At 63.5% G+C, this 20,671-nt stretch carries 21 protein-coding genes and 1 tRNA gene; 17 read left to right on the top strand and 5 right to left on the bottom strand.

Translation table 11 applies throughout. The features are described from left to right. Positions 1–176: 176 nt before the first annotated feature. The gene (pepT, locus tag IVB27_RS35325) at positions 177–1,427 is read right to left on the bottom strand and encodes a peptidase T (protein ID WP_247447322.1); all 1,251 of its coding nucleotides are present in this window, start codon (positions 1,425–1,427) and stop codon (positions 177–179) included. Between the two features lie 102 nt (positions 1,428–1,529). After that, positions 1,530–1,844 (bottom strand): HU family DNA-binding protein, encoded by a 315-nt coding sequence (locus IVB27_RS35330; RefSeq protein ID WP_247447323.1) that lies wholly within the window; start codon positions 1,842–1,844, stop codon positions 1,530–1,532. A 250-nt stretch (positions 1,845–2,094) separates the two neighbouring features. Between IVB27_RS35330 and IVB27_RS35335 the strand changes: the two genes are divergently transcribed. Next, positions 2,095–2,171: transfer RNA gene (locus tag IVB27_RS35335), tRNA-Asp, on the top strand. A 265-nt stretch (positions 2,172–2,436) separates the two neighbouring features. Here the strand turns inward: IVB27_RS35335 and IVB27_RS35340 are convergent. From IVB27_RS35340 to IVB27_RS35350, 3 genes are all read right to left on the bottom strand, one after another. Beyond that, complete coding sequence (locus IVB27_RS35340) at positions 2,437–2,640, bottom strand: hypothetical protein (RefSeq protein ID WP_247447324.1); 204 nt, start codon at positions 2,638–2,640, stop codon at positions 2,437–2,439. 144 nt (positions 2,641–2,784) lie between these two features. Beyond that, complete coding sequence (locus IVB27_RS35345) at positions 2,785–4,080, bottom strand: spinster family MFS transporter (RefSeq protein ID WP_345946959.1); 1,296 nt, start codon at positions 4,078–4,080, stop codon at positions 2,785–2,787. Between the two features lie 61 nt (positions 4,081–4,141). Then, on the bottom strand, positions 4,142–5,332 hold the full coding sequence (locus IVB27_RS35350; protein ID WP_247447327.1) for an aromatic ring-hydroxylating dioxygenase subunit alpha: 1,191 nt from the start codon (positions 5,330–5,332) through the stop codon (positions 4,142–4,144). Between the two features lie 180 nt (positions 5,333–5,512). Between IVB27_RS35350 and IVB27_RS35355 the strand changes: the two genes are divergently transcribed. The 16 genes from IVB27_RS35355 (at position 5,513) to nuoK (ending at position 20,656) form a co-directional block, all read left to right on the top strand. Beyond that, positions 5,513–6,028: a MarR family winged helix-turn-helix transcriptional regulator gene (locus IVB27_RS35355; protein ID WP_247447328.1), complete on the top strand. Its 516-nt coding sequence runs from the start codon at positions 5,513–5,515 to the stop codon at positions 6,026–6,028. Positions 6,029–6,250: 222 nt separating this feature from the next. After that, positions 6,251–8,500 carry a TonB-dependent siderophore receptor gene (locus tag IVB27_RS35360; RefSeq protein ID WP_247447416.1) on the top strand — a complete coding sequence of 750 codons (2,250 nt, stop codon included), beginning with the start codon at positions 6,251–6,253 and terminating at the stop codon, positions 8,498–8,500. A 22-nt stretch (positions 8,501–8,522) separates the two neighbouring features. Then, positions 8,523–9,659 carry a PepSY-associated TM helix domain-containing protein gene (locus IVB27_RS35365; RefSeq protein ID WP_247447329.1) on the top strand — a complete coding sequence of 379 codons (1,137 nt, stop codon included), beginning with the start codon at positions 8,523–8,525 and terminating at the stop codon, positions 9,657–9,659. Between the two features lie 486 nt (positions 9,660–10,145). Further along, positions 10,146–10,511, top strand: a complete 366-nt coding sequence (locus tag IVB27_RS35370) for an NADH-quinone oxidoreductase subunit A (protein WP_247349320.1) — start codon at positions 10,146–10,148, stop codon at positions 10,509–10,511. Continuing rightward, on the top strand, positions 10,508–11,089 hold the full coding sequence (locus IVB27_RS35375; RefSeq protein ID WP_247349482.1) for a NuoB/complex I 20 kDa subunit family protein: 582 nt from the start codon (positions 10,508–10,510) through the stop codon (positions 11,087–11,089). The genes IVB27_RS35370 and IVB27_RS35375 overlap by 4 nt, the downstream gene beginning before the upstream one ends. A gap of 11 nt (positions 11,090–11,100) precedes the next feature. Beyond that, positions 11,101–11,715 (top strand): NADH-quinone oxidoreductase subunit C, encoded by a 615-nt coding sequence (locus IVB27_RS35380; RefSeq protein ID WP_247349319.1) that lies wholly within the window; start codon positions 11,101–11,103, stop codon positions 11,713–11,715. Between the two features lie 2 nt (positions 11,716–11,717). Next, on the top strand, positions 11,718–12,914 hold the full coding sequence (locus IVB27_RS35385; RefSeq protein ID WP_247349318.1) for an NADH-quinone oxidoreductase subunit D: 1,197 nt from the start codon (positions 11,718–11,720) through the stop codon (positions 12,912–12,914). Then, the gene (locus tag IVB27_RS35390; protein WP_247447330.1) at positions 12,914–13,876 is read left to right on the top strand and encodes an FkbM family methyltransferase; all 963 of its coding nucleotides are present in this window, start codon (positions 12,914–12,916) and stop codon (positions 13,874–13,876) included. The genes IVB27_RS35385 and IVB27_RS35390 overlap by 1 nt, the downstream gene beginning before the upstream one ends. A gap of 12 nt (positions 13,877–13,888) precedes the next feature. Then, a complete protein-coding gene (nuoE, locus tag IVB27_RS35395) occupies positions 13,889–14,500 on the top strand; it encodes an NADH-quinone oxidoreductase subunit NuoE (RefSeq protein ID WP_247349315.1) in 612 nt (203 codons plus the stop codon). Then, positions 14,500–14,706: a hypothetical protein gene (locus tag IVB27_RS35400; protein WP_247447331.1), complete on the top strand. Its 207-nt coding sequence runs from the start codon at positions 14,500–14,502 to the stop codon at positions 14,704–14,706. The genes nuoE and IVB27_RS35400 overlap by 1 nt, the downstream gene beginning before the upstream one ends. Positions 14,707–14,721: 15 nt before the next feature. Further along, positions 14,722–16,047 (top strand): NADH-quinone oxidoreductase subunit NuoF, encoded by a 1,326-nt coding sequence (gene nuoF, locus IVB27_RS35405; protein WP_247447332.1) that lies wholly within the window; start codon positions 14,722–14,724, stop codon positions 16,045–16,047. 5 nt (positions 16,048–16,052) lie between these two features. Then, a complete protein-coding gene (gene nuoG / locus IVB27_RS35410; protein WP_247447333.1) occupies positions 16,053–18,128 on the top strand; it encodes an NADH-quinone oxidoreductase subunit NuoG in 2,076 nt (691 codons plus the stop codon). 4 nt (positions 18,129–18,132) lie between these two features. After that, the gene (gene nuoH / locus IVB27_RS35415) at positions 18,133–19,200 is read left to right on the top strand and encodes an NADH-quinone oxidoreductase subunit NuoH (RefSeq protein ID WP_007603555.1); all 1,068 of its coding nucleotides are present in this window, start codon (positions 18,133–18,135) and stop codon (positions 19,198–19,200) included. Between the two features lie 14 nt (positions 19,201–19,214). Further along, positions 19,215–19,703: an NADH-quinone oxidoreductase subunit NuoI gene (nuoI, locus tag IVB27_RS35420; protein ID WP_247349480.1), complete on the top strand. Its 489-nt coding sequence runs from the start codon at positions 19,215–19,217 to the stop codon at positions 19,701–19,703. Positions 19,704–19,712: 9 nt separating this feature from the next. Further along, a complete protein-coding gene (locus IVB27_RS35425) occupies positions 19,713–20,351 on the top strand; it encodes an NADH-quinone oxidoreductase subunit J (RefSeq protein ID WP_007610978.1) in 639 nt (212 codons plus the stop codon). Next, the gene (nuoK, locus tag IVB27_RS35430) at positions 20,348–20,656 is read left to right on the top strand and encodes an NADH-quinone oxidoreductase subunit NuoK (RefSeq protein ID WP_015685769.1); all 309 of its coding nucleotides are present in this window, start codon (positions 20,348–20,350) and stop codon (positions 20,654–20,656) included. Before IVB27_RS35425 ends, nuoK begins: the two co-directional genes overlap by 4 nt. The last annotated feature ends 15 nt before the right edge of the window (positions 20,657–20,671 follow it).

Raw genomic sequence — 20,671 nt, forward strand, 5'->3', positions numbered from 1 at the left:
GAATCCCCTTCGTTGCACCCGATTCCCGGCAAGCTCAATTAGCCCAGTGCGCCGTTTCCAGATTCTAAATCAACGACTTGGGAATTCTTCACGGACGACGCGCGAAGCCGGTGCCGTAAAGGCTGCGGCCTGCGCTTGTGGCCGGGAGCAAGCCCGGCCACGGCGTCTGCGCGTATCTACGCTTTCTCCTCCCAGATCATCGCGAGATGCACGATGGTCTGCACGGCTTTCTCCATGTCCTGCCGGCTGACCCATTCGAGCCGCGAGTGAAACGCGTGCTCGCCGGCAAAGATGTTGGGGCAGGGCAGGCCCATGAAGGAGAGCCTAGAGCCGTCGGTGCCGCCGCGGATCGCGGTGCGCATCGGGCGCAGGCCGGCGCGGCGGATCGCTTCGATGGCGTATTCGAGGATGTGCGGGTGACGATCGATCACCTGCTTCATGTTGCGGTACTGCTCTCGCACCTCGAACCTGTAGGTCGAGCGCGGATAGTCCTTCATCACGTCCTTGACGATGTTATCGAGCAGGACTTCCTTCTCCTTGAGCCCTTCCTCGGTGAAGTCGCGCACGATGAAGGAGAGCGTTGCCTGCTCCAGTGCGCCCTCGATGCCGATCGGATGCAGAAAGCCCTGCTTGCCTGAGGTCGTCTCGGGCGAGCAGCCTTCCTTCGGGAGCCGCTCGACGATGGCCGCCGCGATCTTGATCGCGTGCTCCATCTTGCCCTTGGCATAGCCGGGATGGGCGCTGACGCCGTTGATGGTGATGACGGCGCCGTCGGCGGAAAAGGTCTCGTCCTCGACGCAGCCCGCGCTCTCGCCGTCCATGGTGTAGCCGAACTCGGCGCCGAGCTTCGTCAGGTCGACATTGTCGACGCCGCGGCCGATCTCCTCGTCGGGCGTGAACAGGATCTTGATGGTGCCGTGCTTCACGTCGCGGTTGTTGATGAAGAAATGCGCGGCATCCATGATCTCGGCGACGCCGGCCTTGTTGTCGGCCCCGAGCAGCGTGGTGCCGTCGGTGGTGATGATGTCGTTGCCGATCTGGTTCTTCAGCGCTGGATGCTCGGCGAAGCGGATCACCTGGCTGGTGTCGCCGGATAGAGTGATATCGCCGCCGCGATAGTTGTTGACCACCTGCGGCTTGACGCCCTTGCCGGTAACGTCGGGCGAGGTGTCCATGTGCGAGCAGAAGCAGATCACGGGCACCTTCTTGTCGGTGTTCGCCGGGATCGTTCCGTAGACGTAGCCGTAATCGTCGAGATGGGCATCGGCAACGCCCATGTCTCTAAGCTCGGCGGCGAGCACACGGCCGAGGTCTTTCTGCTTCTCGGTCGACGGCGAGGCCGGGGATTCCGGATCGGACTGGGTGTCGATGAGGACGTAGCGCAGGAAGCGCTCGGTCACGGTATGCGAAAAGGTGAGGGAGGACATTTCTGGTCAAACCGCCGGGTCAGGGGAGAGAGGCGGTATACCAGAAAAGTGGGCCGCGTTGCGGCGGGACGACGCTGCTCAGGCTTAACGAAAGGTGAGTGGTTAGATCGCCTCTTTCAGTTCCTTGACCGGGCGGAAGGCGACCTTCTTGCTGGCCTTGATATGGATCGGCTCGCCAGTCGCGGGATTACGGCCGGTGCGGGCGGCGCGCTTGCGGACCTGGAGGATGCCGAGCCCGACGATGCGGACGCGGTCGCCCTTCTTGAGGTGCTTGGTGATCAGGTCGACCATGTCGGTTAGGACCGCCTCGGCGTGCTTTTTCGACAGGTCCTGGCTCTCCGCAATGTCGGCGGCGAGGTGCTTGAGCGTGATGGTGGCGGGAGCAGCAGCCTTCTTCGTCGAGTCCTTCTTAGCCATGTCTGGCCTCCTCGATGTCTAGCCTCCTCGATTCCTGCCGGTGGTCGGGAAGACGGCCCCTGAACCCGCAAGTTCCCGGAGGCGTAGACGATTCGGGATCGGACTGACTACGCCGGCCCTCGCGGCCGAGGGTCACGTTCGTGCGCGCCCTCGACGGAAATCCGCTCGTTCAGGCTGCGGATGCAACGTCCTTGACTTCAACAGGTCCGGCCTTTAAGTCCCCCTCGTTCCGCAGACATTTGCGTGTCACGCGGGAGTAGCTCAGTTGGTTAGAGCGCCGGCCTGTCACGCCGGAGGTCGCGGGTTCGAGCCCCGTCTCTCGCGCCATTTTTTGGCAATCCTTTCATACCCTTACCTCCGAATCCTCTTCTTGCTTCGATGCCCGGTCGCTCGCGGCACGACTCCTGCGTGCTTTTTGGCCTTCGACCGGCGTAAAACTCCCGCGCTCGCGCGGCGCCCTGTTGCGGTTCAGGCGAGAAATTCAAGCACAGATGCGGCAGCTATTGACCCGATCCATGTCGGCGTCCTCACCCGTCGCCTGAATCAAAAAGGCCGCCCGGAGGCGGCCACTGGTCTGTCCGTAAGCCTCGCGTCAGCGGATATCTGACGTCCCGGCGCTCGTCACCACGACCGGTTTGCCGGCTTTGATCACGTGGGTGGACTGGGCGGTCTGGCTGTGATCGGCATTGGTGCGGGCTGCGATCCCGAAGCCGGCCACAGTGATGCCGGCCACCAGCGCCACCACCACGATCTTCATGTGGGTCGCACGATCAGCAGAGTGAATGGAGTGGTTCATCTGAGCCTCCCGACGGGCTTTGCCGCCGTCTATGGCTCTCCTTGTAGGGACCGTCTGTTTCCGGATGGTTTCGCGGGTTCCGCAAAATGGTTTCATCTAGCCACCCGGCGGGTTTCACCGGGCGGAGGTGTTCCAGGGCCTGCCTCAGGCTGCGGCCCGGCCGATATCGTCCCGGATGGTGTGGGCCGCCCAGACGAACAGGATCGCCCCCAGCGTGGTCGTGACCGCAGCCGAAAGCAGGGAATAGCGCACGGCGTCCGCGCCATAGCTGCCTTTGAGGGCGTCGTTGACCATGCCCACAGCGAGCGGGCCGACGCCCTGGCCGAAGCAGGTGGCGGTGAGCGCGATCAGGGCGGAGGCGAGTGCCCGCATGCTCGGCTTGGCCACCGTCTGTGCGATCGCGAAGATCGGCCCGAGATGGAAGCCGACCAGGAACGAGGTCAGCGCCAGCATGGCCACCATCATCGCAAAGTCCTGCGTCAGCATGCATACCGCGAACACGGGGCCGGCGAGGCCAGAGGTGATCGCGGGCGCCCACAGCTTCCAGCGATCGTCGCGGCGGCTGATGTTGGCCACCACGAAGCCGCCGAGCAGGGTGCCGGCCATGCCGGCGAGCCCCTTGAAGGTGCCGGCATAGGTGCCGATCTCGGCGCTCGACAGATGGTGCACGCGGGCCAGGAACGGCGGGATCCACGCCGCGGTCGCGTAGTTCGTGTAAGTGGTGAGACAGAAACCGATCAGCACGATGATGAAGCTTCGCTGGGATGCGAGGAAGCGCAGCGTCGGGCCGAGCGGCTCGGGCACGAAGCTCTCCTGCATGGCGCCGCGCTTCGGCTCGGAGATCGTCAGCCACAGGATCAATGCAAGCAGAATGCCGGGCACGCCCGCGGCGTAGAACGCCATCCGCCAGCCATAGTGCTGGTTGACGTAGCCGCCGACGAAATAGCCGAGGAAGACGCCGAGATAGGTGCCGACGGCGTAGATGCCGAGCGCGCGCGGACGCTCGTTCTTGGCGAAGAGATCGGCGACGATGGATTGCGAGGCGGGCGAGCCCGCGGATTCGCCGATGCCGACGCCGATCCTCGCCAGCGCCAGCGAGGTGACGCTCGAAGCCGCGCCGCACAGTGCCGTCATCGCGCTCCAGAACGCGAAGGCGGCGGCGACGATGTTGCGCCGGTTGAGCCGGTCGGCGACGCGCGCGATGGGAATGCCGAGCAGGGAGTAGAACAGCGCGAAGCCGAAGCCCGCGAGCAGGCCCATCATGGTGTCGCTGAGCTGAAACTCCTTCTTGATCGGCTCGATCAGGACGTTGAAGATCGTGCGGTCGAGGAAATTCAGCGCATAGATGATGGTGAGCAGGCCCAGCACGTAATAGCGCCGCGCCGAAGGCTTTGCCGCGGCGGCCGTTTGCACCGACATTTGTGACGTCACATCGACCATCGCTTCCCCCAATTAGTCTTTGTTATCGTTGTCGGTCCAGCTCCTATTTGGAGCCGGATAGTCAGCCTTCGCGGATGTAATTCCCCGCTTCGAATTCGACGGGATGCGCGCTTGTGTCGAAGGACGTTCCGATCGGATCGCGGCCTGCTTCCATCGCTTCGAGCTGGTCGCTCAGCATGCGTCGGATCATGAGGATGCCGCGGTCGCTCTGGCCGAAATGCTCCTCGGAATGGATGGTCTGCGGGCCCTGGCCGACCTGGGCCTCGTAATCGCCGGGGAACTGCTGGTGCTCGGTCTCGGTCATGTCCCACCAGAACTTTCCGTTGAATTTCGAGCGCATGCGGCCGATGTCGCCGGAGTTCTTGACGCGGCCGGCGACGTAGATGCGGAACGAGGTGTCGTCGATCGGCAGCGTCCAGCCGATCGATTCAACGCGGGCGAATTGCGCGACGCGCGGGTTCGGCACGACGCGCAAGGTAGGCAGCGCGGCCTCGGTAACGCGGTAAAAAACCTTGCCGTCATCCTGCTTGCGGATCGAGCGCACGGCGATGCCGCGCGGCGTCTTGTCGAATTTCACCTCCGGCATCGACGCCATCATGTTGGTGAATTGCGGCCCCGAGAACGAGCCGTGCAGCACCGGCACGTGGTAGGGATCGACCACGTTCTCGAAATGCTGGAGCCAGTTGCAGGGGATGATCGCAGGACCACCGCCGCCGATCGAGGAATCGTCGGCTTCGACGAACTCGCCGTCATCCATGGTCTCCAGGCATTCGTAAGCCGGCAGCACCGGGCGTTTCTCGGCCGGACCCATATAGGCGAAGATCAGCCCGTAGCGCTCCTCGACCGGATACCAGGGCTGGCGCACCTTGTCCTTGTACAGGCCGCCGTCGGGCTCGCAGGGCTGCTCCAGGCAGTGACCGTCGGTGTCGAACTTCCAGCCATGATAGCAGCAGCGGATGCCGTCCTCCTCGACCTTGCCGTAATAGAGCGTGGTGCCGCGGTGGCAGCAGCGGGCGTGCAGGAGGCCGACGCGGCCGTGCTTGTCGCGGAACAGCACCAGATCTTCGCCGAGGGCACGCACTTTCTTCGGCGTGTCGGTGGCATCACTGACAAGTCCGACCGGATGCCAGTAGCGGCGGAGCAGTTCGCCCATCGGCGTGCCGCGCACGACCGAGGTGAGCTCGGTACGTGTGAGCGCCGGCTTCATCGCATAGGCGGTGCCGAGATCGCGATCCCGCTGGGTGATGGTCATGCTGATCCTCCCGCTGTCGGCCGTGCTGGCCCGGCTTTTGACGCCTTGAACACCAGTGAAGGGCCGATCGATGACAATGTCAACGAATTTCCAAATGCCTCTTAGTCGCATTCGGATCAGGCTGGGGAGCTAGCGCTACCAACCCTTGGCACGCCGCGGCTTTCTTGGCAGAGGTGGATCATGAGCCAGACACCAGGCAGGGACGGGCGCACATCGTCCGATGCGGACGAAAGTCACTCGCCGGCGCCGATCACCGCGATGCTGTCGTCACGGCTGATGGTGCTGGCCAATCTGCTCAAGCGCGGTGCGATGCTGCGCTACAAGCGCCTAGCCGGATTGTCCTCCGTCGAGTTCGGCCTCGTCGCCTCGCTCGGGCGCCGGCCGCCGATGAGCGTGGCGCGGCTCGCCGAAGCCGTCGGGCAGGACAAGGGGCAGATCAGTCGCGCACTCGCGGAACTCGTCTCGCGCAAGCTGATCGCGAAGTCGGCAAACCCGAAGGACAGCCGCGAGGTGCTGGTCTCGCTCACACCGGCAGGGCTCGCCGCGCATGATGCGATCGTCGAAGGCGCGCAGGACCGTAATCGAAAATTGCTGGAACAGTTGAGCAAGGACGAGTTCGAGACGCTGTTGGCGCAGATCGACCGTCTCACGGCGACGGCAGAAAAGCTGCTCGAAGCCGAGAAAGTTTCGCGCTGATTGCGCGGCAATCTCCGGAATGCTGATTGCGCGGCAATCTCCGGAGATATTGGATCGCTTCTAAGAAATTTTCTAAGAATCCTTCTTTTCTAAGAATCGTTCTAAGAACTTTTCAATTAGGGATTTCGCGCGCGCTCACTTAAGCGTCGCCGCAGTGCCGTCACGTGGCTGACGGCATGACGCATGCAGATACGTTTGGGGTGGCGCGTGAACAGTCTTGGAATGCTGCGGTCGGCCGTATTGGCGACCGCATCCGCTTGGGTTTTGGTACCGCAGGCATCGCTTGCACAATCTTCTGCGCAGAGCGGCGCGCAGAACATTCCGTCGGTGACCGTCGCCGCGCCGGAAGGGCGCCGCCGTGCTGCCGCCGCCCAGCGTCGCGCGCCGCGATCATCCCAGCAGACTGCTGACCGAAGCAAGCCGCAGCCGCAGCGCAATATCGGTTTCGTCGAGACCCCGCTCGGCCCGGTGCACGGCTACGTCGCCGGTCGCAGTTCGTCGGGCACCAAGACCAACACGCCGATCATGGAGACGCCGCAGTCGGTCTCGGTGATCGGCGCCGAGCAGATCCGCGACCAGAAGCCGAACAAGCTCGACGAAGTGCTGCGCTACACCGCCGGCGTGCGCGCCGGAACCTTCGGTGCCGACACCCGCAACGATTGGTGGCTGATCCGCGGCTTCAAGTCCGACGATGTCGGACTGTTTCTCGACGGCATGCAGCTGTTCTACACGTCCTATGCGAGCTGGAAGCTGCAGCCGTCGAACATGGAGCGCGTCGAGGTGCTGCGTGGTCCGTCGGCCGTGCTCTATGGCGGGTCGAGCCCGAGCGGCATCGTCAACGTCATCAGCAAGATGCCGCCGACCGAGCCGGTCCGTTACATCGAGACCGGCGTCAACAATTTCGGTAATGCCTATGTCGGCTTCGATGTCGGCGGTCCTGTCGCGACGCAGTCCCAGGATGGCAAACTGTTCTACCGCGTCGTCGGCCAGGTCCAGAACGGCAATACGCAGGTCAATTTCACGCCCGACAACAACTACTTCATCGCGCCGTCGTTCACCTGGAAGCCGGATGCCGACACCACTTTCACGGTGCTGGCCTCGGCCTCGAAGCAGGACACCCGCGGCATCAACTTCCTGCCCTACCAGGGCACGGTGACCAACGCGCCGTTCGGCAAGATTCCGACCAGCTTCTTCGTGGACGATCCCAGCGTCGACAAGTTCACGCGCGAGCAGGAGATGCTCGGCTACCAGTTCGAGCGCAATCTCACCGACGATTTGACGTTCCGGCAGAACGCGCGATTTGCACATATCGACCTGACCTATCGCGGCTACATCGGTAATGGCTGGGACAATATCAATACGGCTACGATGGGTCGCTACAATTGGTATGCAAAGAACACCGCCAATCAGGCCAATCTCGACAACCAGCTCGAGTATCGCTTCAACAGCGGCCCGGTCAGGCACACGATGCTGTTCGGTGTCGATCTGAAGGGCTATCAGATCGATGACTATCAGGCCTTCAACTTCGGCACGGTTCCTCCGATCAACGTCTTCAATCCGGCCTATGGTATCGACATCCCGCTCGCGGGCGCGCCGTTCCGCAACTTCCTGCTCACGCAGAAGCAGGCCGGCACCTACGTTCAGGACCAGATGAAGCTCGGCAACTTCACGCTGGTGCTGAGCGGCCGCAATGACTGGGTCGAGACGACGCAGGCCGCCCGCGACACGGGCGCAAATATCGCCCAACGCGATGACAGCAGATTCAGCGGGCGCGCGGGGCTGATCTACAATTTCGACAACGGCATCGCGCCCTACGTCTCCTATTCGACGAGCTACAATCCGATTATCGGCCTCAACGCACAAAACCAGCTGTTCCTGCCGGAGACCGCCAAGCAGGCCGAGATCGGCGTCAAGGTCGCGCCGAAGGGATTCGACGGCTATTTCACCGCTTCGGTGTTCGACCTGAAGCGCCAGAACGTGGCTACCACCGATCCGTTGAATGTGCTGCTGCAAAACCAGACCGGAGAGGTGACCTCGCGCGGCATCGAGCTCGAAGCCGTGGCCAATGCCACGAAGGAGCTGAAGCTGATCGGCGCGTTCACGGCCTATCACCTGTTCAACAGCAGGGATCTCGACCCGTCGCTGGTCGGCAAGACGCCGACCAACACGCCTGAGTTGCTGGTATCGGGCTGGGCGGACTACACTTTCAAGGACGGACCGCTTGAGGGCGTCGGCTTCGGTGGCGGTGTGCGCTATGTCGGGTCTTCCTGGGCCGACGCCGCCAACACCCTCGAGGTTCCCGCGGTTGTGCTCGGCGATCTCGCAGTCCATTACGAATGGCAGAACTGGCGCACGGCTATCAACGTGATCAATCTGACCGACAAGATCTATGTCGCGAGCTGTGCCTCGGCGACGTCGTGCTTCTACGGCGACCGCCGGCGCGTCACCGCCAGCGTTTCCTACAAATGGTAGGCGCAGGCGAGGGGAGGGCTTCGTGAAGGCGCGCACGGTCAGGCTCTGGTCCGTGGTCCACACCTGGACCAGCCTGATCTCGACCGTCTTTCTGCTGCTGCTCTGCCTGACCGGCCTGCCGCTGATCTTTCATCACGAGATCGATGAGCTCCTGGGCTATGCCCCCCAGCCCGAAGCTCATGCGAGCGCGGCGCGTGCGACGACCCAGGCTGTCGCAGACGCCGCGCTCGCCGCCGATCCCGGCCGCGTGCTGCAATATATCTCCTGGGACAAGGACGAGCCCGGGATCGTCACGGCTTTCACCAACAGTGCCGTCGACGGGCTGCCCGATAATACCACCGTGCGCGCCTTCGATGCGGTCTCGACCAAGCTGCTCGGCCCGGTCGGCGTCGGGCCGATGCTGATCGTTCTGAAGCTGCACACCGACATGTTCGCGGGCCAGCCCGGAAAGCTGTTTCTGGGCGGGATGGGTCTGCTGTTCGCAATCGCCATCATCTCCGGCGTGGTGCTGTACTGGCCGTTCACTCGCCGTCTGCGCTTTGCCACTATTCGCGACCGCGCCTCAACTCGCGTGCGCTGGCTCGACTGGCACAATTTGATCGGCGTGGTGACGGTGGCCTGGGCGCTGGTGGTGGGCCTGACCGGCGTCGTCAACACCTGGGCCGAGCTGATGCTCAACCAGTGGAAGGCGACCGAACTCGCCAGCATGGTCGCGCCATATGCCGGCAAGCCGCCACCATCGCATCTGGCCTCGCTCGACGACGTCGTCGCACGCGCCAGACAGACCGCGCCCGGCATGGAGGTCGCCTTCATCGCCTTTCCAGGGACGCCCTTCACCTCGTCGCATCACTTCGCCGCCTTCATGCGCGGCGACACGGCGTTGACGGCGCGGCTGCTCAAGCCGGTGCTGCTCGACGGAGAGACGGGGCAGGTCGCCGACAGCCGCGCGTTGCCGGTCTATCTCCAGGCGCTCCTGATCTCGCAGCCGCTGCATTTCGGCGACTATGGCGGGATGCCGCTCAAGGTGATCTGGGCCGCGCTCGACCTGCTCACGATCGTTATGATCGGCAGCGGCCTCTATCTCTGGCTGGCGCGGCGGCGCAAGCGCGCGCCTGCCAAAACTGACGCATTCGCCAGACGAGCCCCGGTCCCGTCGTGATGCATGGCTCCCCTGACCGTACGCGCCGGTGGATACGTGTCTTTGCCGCACCTGTCCTGCTTGCGGCTGCGACCATCACCGGTCTGCTCGCTGCGCTGCTCTGGGGGACCGTCGGCCAGTACGTCGCCTGGGTGACCGTGGGAGCGCCTGTGCTGGTCATCGCCTGGGTTTGGGTGCGCCGCGGCAGCCAAAAACCCCGGCATTTTGACCGGATGTTGCGAGGCAAATAGCTGCCTCGGCCCGTGCGCGCAATCTCAGAACCGCTGCCCTGCAAAACCGTGGGCGCCCTTGCCCAACCCTTGCCGGGTTTTCTGATCTGCTCCATACCAGCGCGGGGTGATTCCGGAATTTCATCGTTCCGGGAGCGGGAAAGGGCCTAAAAAGAGCGTGTCTTGCGCCCATTGGTGCACTGCGCTAAGGCTCAGAACAATTCCAAACTGGACGAATCCGTGGCTGTCCCGAGGCTGCGGGAAAAAGGGCTCGTCGATGAGCGGCATTCTTCAGAACTATCTTCCACTCGTGGTATTCATAGGGGTAGCGGCCCTTATTGGCCTTGTGCTGTTGATCGCGCCCTTCATCGTCGCGTTCCAGCAGCCGGATCCGGAAAAGCTGTCGGCGTATGAGTGCGGTTTCAACGCCTTCGACGACGCCCGCATGAAGTTCGACGTCCGCTTCTATCTGGTCGCCATCCTCTTCATCATCTTCGACCTCGAGGTGGCGTTCCTGTTTCCCTGGGCGGTGGCGTTCGGCAAGCTTGGCGCGACCGGCTTCTGGTCCATGGTGGTGTTCCTCGGCGTGCTGACGGTCGGGTTCGCCTATGAATGGAAGAAAGGGGCACTCGAATGGGATTGAACCCTGCACCGTCCTCCGGTCCGGTCGTAGCGCCGGCCCCCAAGGGCATTCTGGATCCGTCGACCGGCAAGCCGATCGGGGCCCGTGATCCGTTCTTCCTCGAGGTCAATTCGGAGCTGTCCGACAAGGGCTTCTTCGTGGCCGCGACCGACGACCTCATCACCTGGGCGCGTACCGGCTCGCTGATGTGGATGACCTTCGGTCTCGCCTGCTGCGCGGTCGAGATGATGCAGGTTTCGATGCCGCGCTACGACATCGAGCGCTTCGGCTTCGCCCCGCGTGCCTCGCCGCGCCAGTCCGACGTAATGATCGTCGCGGGCACCCTGACCAACAAGATGGCGCCTGCGCTGCGCAAGGTCTACGACCAGATGCCCGAGCCGCGCTACGTCATCTCGATGGGCTCCTGCGCCAATGGTGGCGGCTATTATCACTATTCCTACTCGGTCGTGCGCGGTTGCGACCGTATCGTGCCGATCGACATCTACGTGCCGGGCTGCCCACCGACGGCGGAAGCGCTGCTTTACGGGGTGCTGCTGCTGCAGAAGAAGATCCGCCGCACCGGTACCATCGAACGCTAAGGTTTTACGTCATGGACGACGCCAAGCTCGACGCCCTGGGGCAGACGATCGTTAGCGCGCTTCCGGGCGCTGCCATCGGTCATTCGGTGGCCTTCAACCAGCTCACGGTCGATGTCGAAGCCAGCAAGATCGTCGAGGTGGTCAAGTACCTCCGCGACGATCCGAACTGCCGGTTCATCAACTTCACCGACATCACGGCGGTGGACTATCCTTCGCGTGAAAAACGCTTCGACGTGATCTATCACTTCCTGTCACCGGCCCTGAATGCGCGGATCCGGCTCAAGGCCCAGGCCGACGAGACCACGCAGGTGCCGTCGCTGATCGAGGTGTTCCCGGGCGCCGACTGGTTCGAGCGCGAAGCCTACGACCTCTATGGCGTGTTCTTCGTCGGACACCCCGACATGCGCCGCCTCCTGACCGACTATGGCTTCGAGGGCCATCCGCTGCGCAAGGACTTCCCGACCACCGGTTTCGTCGAGGTCCGCTACGACGACCAGGAGAAGCGGGTGGTGTACGAGCCGGTCAGGCTCAACCAGGAATTCCGCAAGTTCGACTTTTTGTCTCCGTGGGAGGGCGCCGACTATCCGGTCCTTCCGGGCGATGAAAAAGCAGGGCCGAAGGTCTGAACATGAACGAGCAACCCGAAAACCTTCGCAACTTTACGATCAACTTCGGTCCGCAGCATCCGGCGGCGCATGGTGTGCTGCGTCTGGTGCTGGAGCTTGACGGCGAAGTCGTCGCCCGCGTCGACCCGCATATCGGCCTGCTTCACCGCGGCACCGAAAAACTGATCGAGCAGAAGACCTATCTCCAGGCGATCCCCTATTTCGACCGCCTCGACTACGTCGCGCCGATGAACCAGGAGCACGCCTTCTGCATGGCGGCTGAAAAGCTGCTCGGCATCGAGGTGCCGCGCCGCGCTCAGTTGATCCGCGTGCTCTATTGCGAGATCGGCCGCATTCTGTCGCATTTGCTCAACGTCACCACGCAGGCGATGGACGTCGGCGCGCTGACCCCGCCGCTATGGGGTTTTGAAGAGCGCGAGAAGCTGATGGTGTTCTACGAGCGCGCTTCCGGCAGCCGCATGCACGCAGCCTACTTCCGCGTCGGCGGCGTGCATCAGGACCTGCCGCAGAAGCTGGTCGACGACATCGACACCTGGTGCGATCCGTTCCTGAAGGTGGTCGAAGATCTCGACCGGCTGCTCACCGCCAATCGCATCTTCAAGCAGCGCAACGTCGACATCGGCGTGGTGTCGCTGAAGGAAGCCTGGGAATGGGGCTTCTCGGGCGTGATGGTGCGCGGCTCGGGCGCCGCCTGGGATCTGCGCAAGTCGCAGCCCTATGAGTGCTACGCCGAGATGGATTTCGACATTCCGATCGGCAAGAACGGCGACTGCTACGACCGCTATCTGATCCGCATGGAAGAGATGCGCCAGTCCGTACGCATCATGAAGCAGTGCATCCAGAAGCTGAACGCAGCCGAAGGAAAAGGCCCGGTCGTCGTCGAAGACAACAAGGTTGCTCCGCCGCGCCGGGGCGAGATGAAGCGCTCGATGGAAGCGCTGATCCATCACTTCAAGCTCTACACCGAAGGCGTCCACGTGCCGGCCGGTGAGATCTATGCCGCGGTCGAGGCGCCCAAGGGCGAGTTCGGCGTCTATCTCGTCTCCGATGGCTCCAACAAGCCTTACAAGTGCAAGATCCGCGCGCCGGGCTTTGCGCATCTCCAGGCCATGGACCACATCTGCCGCGGCCATCTGCTCGCCGACGTCTCGGCCATCCTCGGCTCGCTCGACATCGTGTTCGGAGAGGTCGATCGGTGATGGCGCAGGCGCCAATCCAGTTTGACCGTGCCTCGGGGGCCCTTGAAGGGGCCAACCTGTGGGAGCGGACGGCTGCCTTGGCGCTGGTGACGGGATCGAAGATCTCGTCGCACTTCTCGCATATGGGCTACATCGCCTGCGCGAACCTGCTGCGGAAGACGCTGACCGAGCGCAATATCGCGATCAAGCTCAACCCCGACGCCGTGTTCGAATTCCCTTACGGCGACGGTTATTGGAGCAAGCTGCTCAATCGCTCCTACAATTACGAGGACGAACTGCAGCTGTTGTTCGCCGACTCCATCGACGTCGACTACACGCTGCTCGATTGCGGCGCCAATTACGGCTATTGGTCGGTGCTGGTGTCGAGCAAGCCGTTCGGCTCGCACAAGGCGATCGCGATCGAGCCGTCGGGCCAGAACTATCCGAAGCTCGCCAACAACGCCCGCGTCAACGGCAATCGCTTCGAGACCATGAAATGCGCGATCGGCGCGGCCCGCGGCACCGCGCGGCTGTCCGGCACCAAGCACGAGGCCTTCAGCATTGCCGGCGGTGCGTCGGCGGGCGGCGAGGATGTGCCTGTGATCGCGCTCGACAATCTCATCGACGACGGCAAGGTTGCCGCCAGCGGCAAGTACCTGATCAAGCTTGACGTCGAGGGCGTCGAGATCGAGGCGATCAAGGGCGGCGCCCGGCTGCTCCAGGCCGACAGCGTCATCATGTGCGAAGAGCACGGCAGCGACCGCTCGCATGCGGTGTCGCGCTACATCCTTGAACACACCCCGCTGAAGCTGATCGTGTTCGATCCGCGCAGCAACCGGATGGAGACCGTGACCGAACTGTCGATCCTCGATCGCATCAAGGTCTCGACCCACGTCGGCTACAACGTTTTCGGCACCGCAAGCGCATTCTGGCAGGACAGGATCGAAGCCCTGAACGCCAAAACCGCGCGCCGCATGCAGTGAGAGATTGAAGAGATGTCCGTTCGCCGATTAGCACCGAAGGAAGTCCAGCCCGCGAGCTTTGCGTTGACGGAGGAGAACCTCGCGTTTGCCAAGCAGCAGATCGCGAAATATCCGGCCGGACGCCAGGCTTCGGCGGTCATCGCCATCCTCTGGCGGGCGCAGGAGCAGCACGATGGCTGGGTCTCGGAAGCCGCGATCCGCGTCGTCGCCGACATGCTCGACATGCCCTATATCCGCGTGCTCGAGGTCGCGACCTTCTACACGATGTTCCAGCTGGCCCCCGTCGGCAAGAAGGCCCACGTCCAGGTCTGCGGCACCACGCCGTGCCGCCTGCGCGGCGCCGAGGATCTGATCCACGTCTGCGAGCACCGCATCCATCACGAGCCCTTCCATCTCTCCAAGGACGGCAATTTCAGCTGGGAAGAGGTGGAGTGCCTCGGTGCCTGCGTGAACGCGCCGATGGTGCTGATCGGCAAGGATACCTATGAGGATTTGACCAAGGAAAGCTTCGGCAAGGTGCTCGACGGCTTTGCTTCGGGCAATCCGCCCAAGCCCGGCCCGCAGAACGGCCGCCAGTTCTCGGCGCCGACGGGCGGGCCGACCACACTTAAGGAGGTCACCTGATGCGTGATCTCTCGTCGCCAGTCGTTGAAGGGAGCAGTGTTGTGAAGAAGTGGGGCTTCATCGCAATGCATTCCGCCGCGGCGGCCACATTCATTTTCCTGCTTCAGCGCTTCGCCCTGAACGCGCCGCTGGAATCCAGTCTGCTCTGGGCGTTGACCTTCGCCGTCTGCGCCGCCGGGCTTGCCTACAAGCAAGCCAACCGTTGATCGGAAAGCACTGACATGCTCGAGGACAAGGACCGCATCTTCAAGAACCTCTACGGCCTCCATGATTGGGGGCTCGAGGGCGCGCGGCGCCGCGGCGCCTGGGATGGTACGAAGAACATCATCGACAAGGGCCGTGACTGGATCATCAACGAGATGAAGGCGTCGGGGCTGCGCGGCCGCGGTGGCGCCGGCTTCCCGACCGGCCTGAAATGGTCGTTCATGCCGAAGGAATCGACCGACGGCCGGCCGAGCTATCTCGTCGTCAACGCCGACGAATCCGAGCCCGGTACCTGCAAGGACCGCGAGATCATGCGGCACGATCCGCATCTCCTGATCGAGGGCTGCCTGATCGCGAGCTGCGCGATGAACGCGCATGCCTGCTACATCTATGTCCGCGGCGAGTTCATCCGCGAGCGCGAGCATCTCCAGGCGGCGATCGACCAGGCCTACGAGGCCAAGCTGGTCGGCAAGGACAACGTCAACGGCTGGCCGTTCGACATCTACGTCGCCCACGGCGCCGGCGCTTATATCTGCGGCGAGGAAACCGCGCTGCTCGAGAGCCTCGAAGGCAAGAAGGGCCAGCCGCGTCTGAAGCCGCCGTTCCCGGCGAACGTCGGCCTGTACGGCTGCCCGACCACCGTCAACAACGTCGAGTCGATCGCGGTCGCGCCGGACATTCTGCGTCGGGGTGCGGCGTGGTTCGCCGGCATCGGCCGTCCGAACAACGTCGGCACGAAGCTGTTCTGCATCTCCGGCCATGTCGAGCGGCCCTGCAACGTCGAAGAGGCCATGGGCATTCCGTTCCGTGAGCTGATCGAGAAGCATTGCGGCGGCATCCGCGGCGGCTGGGACAACCTCAAGGCCGTGATCCCCGGCGGCTCCTCGGTGCGCATGGTGCCGGCCGAGCAGATCATCGACACGCCGATGGATTTCGACTCCTTGAGCAAGCTGCGCTCGGGCCTCGGCACCGCGGCCGTGATCGTGATGGACAAGTCGACCGATTTGATCCGCGCCATCGCCCGCATCTCCTATTTCTACAAGCATGAGAGCTGCGGCCAGTGCACGCCGTGCCGCGAGGGCACCGGCTGGATGTGGCGCGTCTTGAGCCGCATGGCCGACGGCCGCGCCCACAAGCGCGAAATCGACATGCTGCTGGAGGTTACCAAGCAGGTCGAAGGCCACACCATCTGCGCGCTCGGCGACGCGGCGGCGTGGCCGATCCAGGGCCTGATCGCGCATTTCCGTCATGAGATCGAAGCGCGCATCGACCAGTATTCGCATAAGGCCGACATCGACGATGCCGGCGTCCGCGATCCCGTGAACATGGTCGCGGCGGAGTAGAGAGAATGACCAAGCTCATCATCGACGGCAAAGAGATCGATGTCCCCGCCGAATACACGCTGCTTCAGGCGTGCGAGGCGGCCGGCGCCGAGATTCCGCGCTTCTGCTATCACGAGCGGCTGTCGATCGCCGGCAATTGCCGGATGTGCCTCGTCGAGGTGAAGGGCGGCCCGAAGCCGGTCGCAAGCTGCGCCTGGGGTGTGCGCGATTGCCGTCCGGGTCCCAAGGGCGAACCGCCGGAAATTTCCACGCGTTCGCCGATGGTGAAGAAGGCGCGCGAAGGCGTGATGGAATTCCTTCTCATCAACCATCCGCTGGACTGCCCGATCTGCGACCAGGGTGGCGAGTGCGATCTGCAGGACCAGGCGATGGGCTATGGTGTCGACACCAGCCGCTTCGCCGAGAACAAGCGCGCGGTCGAGGACAAATATCTCGGCGCGCTGGTCAAGACCTCGATGAACCGCTGCATCCAGTGCACCCGCTGCGTCCGCTTCTCGGCGGAAGTGGCCGGCGCCCCTGAAATGGGCGCGACCGGCCGCGGCGAGGACATGGAGATCACGACCTATCTCGAGCACGCGCTGACGTCGGAGTTGCAGGGCAATCTGGTTGACATCTGCCCGGTCGGTGCGCTGACCTCGAAGCCTTATGCTTTCGCCGCACGCCCGTGGGAGCTCGGCAAGACCCAGTCGATCGACGTGACGGACGGCATCGGATCCGCGATCCGCGTCGACACCCGCGGCCGCGAAGTGATGCGTATCCTGCCGCGCATCAACGAGGCCGTAAACGAGGAGTGGATCTCGGACAAGACCCGCCACGTCGTCGATGGTCTGCGCACCCAGCGCCTTGACCGGCCGTATATCCGCGAAGCCGGCAAGCTGCGGGCGGCGAGCTGGCCCGAAGCCTTTGCCGCGATCGCCGCGAAGGCGGCGCGCACCGACGGCAAGCGCATCGGCGCGATCGCGGGCGACCTCGCCGGCATCGAGGAGATGTTCGCGCTGAAGGATCTGCTGGCCAAATACGGCTCGGGCAATCTGGCGGTGCAGGGCGGCGACGCCTTCGACCCCGCGCTCGGCCGCGGCTCCTACATCTTCAATCCGACGCTGCTGGGCGTCGAGCAGGCCGACGCGCTGCTGATCATCGGCGCCAATCCGCGGAAAGAGGCGGCCGTGTTCAACGCCCGCATCCGCAAGCGCTGGCGCGCCGGCGGCTTCAAGGTCGGCGTGATCGGCGCCAAGGACGACCTGACCTACGATTATGACCATCTCGGCGCGGGCACCGAGACGCTCGGTGAACTCGCGGCTGGCAAGCACTCCTTCATGGACGTGCTGAAGAACGCCAAGAACCCGATCATCCTGGTCGGTGCGGGCGCGGCCTCGCGCCACGACGGCGCTGCCATTCTCGCCGCCGCCGCGAAGCTTGCGCTCGACGTCGGCGCGCTCAAGGACGGCTGGAACGGCTTTGGCGTGCTGCATGAGAGCGCTTCGCGCGTTGGTGCGCTGGATATCGGCTTTGTCGCCGGTCAGGGCGGGCTTAACGCGGCGCAGATGACGACGTTCGGGACGCTCGACCTGCTGTTTCTGCTCGGCGCCGACGAGATCAAGCCGTCGGACGGCACCTTCGTCGTCTATATCGGCACCCACGGCGATCGCGGCGCGCATCGCGCCGACGTGATCCTGCCGGCAGCCGCCTATACCGAGAAGTCCGCGATCTACGTCAACACCGAAGGCCGCGTGCAGATGACCGGCCGCGCCGCGTTCCCGCCGGGCGAGGCCCGCGAGGACTGGGCGATTGTCCGCGCGCTGTCGGAGGCGCTCGGCAAGAAGCTCGGCTACGACTCGCTTTCGGCCCTGCGCCAGGCGATCTTCAAGGCCGTGCCGCATCTAATCCGTCTCGACCAGATCGAGGCCGGCTCCGCCGACCAGATCAAGAAACTCGCGGGCAAGGGCGGCACGATGGAGAAGGCGCCGTTCAAGCCGCTGGTCGAGGACTTCTATTTGACCAACCCAATCGCGCGTGCGTCCGCCGTGATGGCGGAGTGTTCGCGGCTTGCCTCCGGGCAGATGCTGACCGCAGCGGAGTGAGCTGATGGAATTCTTCGAAAGCGCATTCTGGACCGGGTTCCTCTGGCCGCTGATCATCATGATCGCGGAGAGCGTCCTGGTGCTGGTCGTCCTGCTGGTGGCGATCGCCTACATCCTGCTCGCCGACCGCAAGATCTGGGCGGCGGTGCAGATACGCCGCGGTCCGAACGTGGTCGGTCCCTGGGGTCTGCTGCAGTCCTTCGCCGATCTCCTGAAGTTCGTGCTGAAGGAGCCGATCATTCCGTCCGGCGCCAACAAGGGCGTGTTCCTTCTTGCTCCCTTGGTGTCGTGCGTGCTCGCGCTCGCCGCGTGGGCGGTGATCCCGACCAATCTCGGCTGGGTGATTTCCGACATCAATGTCGGCGTCCTCTTTATCTTCGCGATCTCGTCGCTGTCGATCTACGGCATCATCATGGCGGGCTGGTCGTCGAACTCGAAGTACCCGTTCCTGGCGGCGTTGCGCTCGGCGGCGCAGATGGTGTCGTATGAAGTCTCGATCGGCTTCGTCATCATCACGGTGCTGCTCTGCGCCGGCACGCTGAACCTCTCGGCCGTGGTCGAGGCCCAGCATGTCCGCGGCCTCGCCAGCCTGATCGGGTTGCCGCAGCTCACCATCCTGAACTGGTATGTCTGGCCGCTGTTCCCGATGTTCGTGATCTTCTACGTCTCGGCGCTGGCGGAAACCAACCGTCCGCCGTTCGACCTGGTCGAAGCGGAATCCGAGCTCGTGGCCGGCTTCATGGTCGAATACGGCTCGACGCCGTATCTGCTGTTCATGCTCGGCGAGTATGTCGCGATTGCCACGATGTGCGCGATGGCGACGATCCTGTTCCTCGGAGGCTGGCTGCCGCCGGTGGACCTCCCGCCCTTCAACTGGGTGCCGGGGATCATCTGGTTCTCGCTAAAACTGTTTTTCATGTTCTTCCTGTTCGCGATGGCCAAGGCGATCGTGCCGCGCTACCGCTACGATCAACTGATGCGCCTCGGCTGGAAAGTGTTCCTGCCGCTGTCGCTGGCGATGGTGATCGTGGTGGCCGGAGTGCTGCATTTCGCCGGCATCGCGCCGAAGTGAGGGCCGTCATGGGTATCAACATCAACGCCACTGCACGGTCGCTTCTGCTGTCGGAATTCGTCTCGGCGTTCTTCCTCGCCATGCGCTATTTTTTCCAGCCGAAGCCGACACTGAACTATCCGTTCGAGAAGGGCCCGATCTCGCCGCGCTTCCGCGGCGAGCACGTGCTGCGCCGCTATCCGAATGGTGAAGAGCGCTGCATCGCCTGCAAGCTCTGCGAAGCGGTGTGCCCGGCACAGGCCATCACCATCGAGGCCGGCCCGCGCCGCAACGACGGCACCCGCCGTACCGTGCGCTACGACATCGACATGGTGAAGTGCATCTATTGCGGCCTCTGCCAGGAGTCCTGTCCGGTCGATGCGATCGTCGAAGGCCCGAATTTCGAGTTCGCGACCGAGACCCGCGAGGAACTATTCTATGACAAGGCCAAGCTGCTCGCCAACGGCGACCGCTGGGAACGCGAGATCGCAAAAGCGATCGAGCTCGACGCGCCGTACCGGTGAGATGAGAGCATGATCCTTCCCGCGCTGTTCTTCTATCTCTTCGCCGGCGTCTGTGTCGCCTCGGCGGTGATGGTGATTGTCTCGCGCAATCCCGTGCACTCCGTGCTGTACCTGATCCTGGCCTTCGTCAACGCCTCCGGCCTGTTCGTGCTGATGGGCGCCGAATTCCTGGCGATGATCTTGATCGTCGTCTACGTCGGCGCCGTCGCCGTGCTGTTCCTGTTCGTGATCATGATGCTCGACGTCGATTTCCTCGAGCTGCGCGAGGGCTTCATCGAGTACCTGCCGGTCGGCCTCGTGATCGGCGGCATCTTCCTGTTCGAGCTGCTGCTCACGGTCGGCTTCTGGGTCATCAACCCCGGCGTTGCCAAGACGATCACGGCGGCGATCCCGACCAATGTCTCGAACACCGAGGCGCTCGGCCTGGTGCTTTATACGAAGTACATCCACTACTTCCAGCTCTCGGGCATGGTGCTGCTGGTTGCCATGATCGGTGCCATCGTGCTGACGCTGCGGCACAAGGCGAGCGTCAAGCGGCAGGACATCAACGTTCAGAACGCCCGCACGCCCGAAATTGCGATGGCGATACGCAAGGTGGCGCCGGGGCAGGGGCTCCAGGACTCTGACGCGGCGGAGTGGGTGAAATGACGATCGGGCTCGGACACTATCTTGCGGTCGGCGCGATCCTGTTCACGCTCGGGATTCTCGGCATCTTCCTGAACCGCAAGAACATCATCGTCATCCTGATGTCGATCGAGCTGATCCTGCTCGCGGTCAACATCAACCTCGTGGCGTTCTCGACCTTCCTCGGCGATATCGTCGGGCAGGTCTTCGCGCTTCTTGTGCTCACCGTCGCGGCCGCCGAAGCCGCGATCGGTCTCGCCATCCTGGTGGTCTATTTCCGCAACCGCGGCTCGATCGCGGTTGAGGACGTCAATCTGATGAAGGGCTAACGCGCATGATCCGGA

Origin of the sequence: Bradyrhizobium sp. 197, assembly GCF_023073375.1 — a bacterium.
In the GTDB taxonomy this organism is placed as follows: Bacteria; Pseudomonadota; Alphaproteobacteria; order Rhizobiales; family Xanthobacteraceae; genus Bradyrhizobium.

Coding starts and splice junctions, on each gene's coding strand:
- pepT (WP_247447322.1), bottom strand. CDS start 1,427: ATGTCCTCCCTCACCTTTTCGCATACCGTGACCGAGCGCTTCCTGCGC.
- IVB27_RS35330 (WP_247447323.1), bottom strand. CDS start 1,844: ATGGCTAAGAAGGACTCGACGAAGAAGGCTGCTGCTCCCGCCACCATC.
- IVB27_RS35340 (WP_247447324.1), bottom strand. CDS start 2,640: ATGAACCACTCCATTCACTCTGCTGATCGTGCGACCCACATGAAGATC.
- IVB27_RS35345 (WP_345946959.1), bottom strand. CDS start 4,080: ATGGTCGATGTGACGTCACAAATGTCGGTGCAAACGGCCGCCGCGGCA.
- IVB27_RS35350 (WP_247447327.1), bottom strand. CDS start 5,332: ATGACCATCACCCAGCGGGATCGCGATCTCGGCACCGCCTATGCGATG.
- IVB27_RS35355 (WP_247447328.1), top strand. CDS start 5,513: ATGAGCCAGACACCAGGCAGGGACGGGCGCACATCGTCCGATGCGGAC.
- IVB27_RS35360 (WP_247447416.1), top strand. CDS start 6,251: ATGCTGCGGTCGGCCGTATTGGCGACCGCATCCGCTTGGGTTTTGGTA.
- IVB27_RS35370 (WP_247349320.1), top strand. CDS start 10,146: ATGAGCGGCATTCTTCAGAACTATCTTCCACTCGTGGTATTCATAGGG.
- IVB27_RS35380 (WP_247349319.1), top strand. CDS start 11,101: ATGGACGACGCCAAGCTCGACGCCCTGGGGCAGACGATCGTTAGCGCG.
- IVB27_RS35385 (WP_247349318.1), top strand. CDS start 11,718: ATGAACGAGCAACCCGAAAACCTTCGCAACTTTACGATCAACTTCGGT.
- IVB27_RS35390 (WP_247447330.1), top strand. CDS start 12,914: ATGGCGCAGGCGCCAATCCAGTTTGACCGTGCCTCGGGGGCCCTTGAA.
- nuoE (WP_247349315.1), top strand. CDS start 13,889: ATGTCCGTTCGCCGATTAGCACCGAAGGAAGTCCAGCCCGCGAGCTTT.
- IVB27_RS35400 (WP_247447331.1), top strand. CDS start 14,500: ATGCGTGATCTCTCGTCGCCAGTCGTTGAAGGGAGCAGTGTTGTGAAG.
- nuoF (WP_247447332.1), top strand. CDS start 14,722: ATGCTCGAGGACAAGGACCGCATCTTCAAGAACCTCTACGGCCTCCAT.
- nuoG (WP_247447333.1), top strand. CDS start 16,053: ATGACCAAGCTCATCATCGACGGCAAAGAGATCGATGTCCCCGCCGAA.
- nuoH (WP_007603555.1), top strand. CDS start 18,133: ATGGAATTCTTCGAAAGCGCATTCTGGACCGGGTTCCTCTGGCCGCTG.
- IVB27_RS35425 (WP_007610978.1), top strand. CDS start 19,713: ATGATCCTTCCCGCGCTGTTCTTCTATCTCTTCGCCGGCGTCTGTGTC.
- nuoK (WP_015685769.1), top strand. CDS start 20,348: ATGACGATCGGGCTCGGACACTATCTTGCGGTCGGCGCGATCCTGTTC.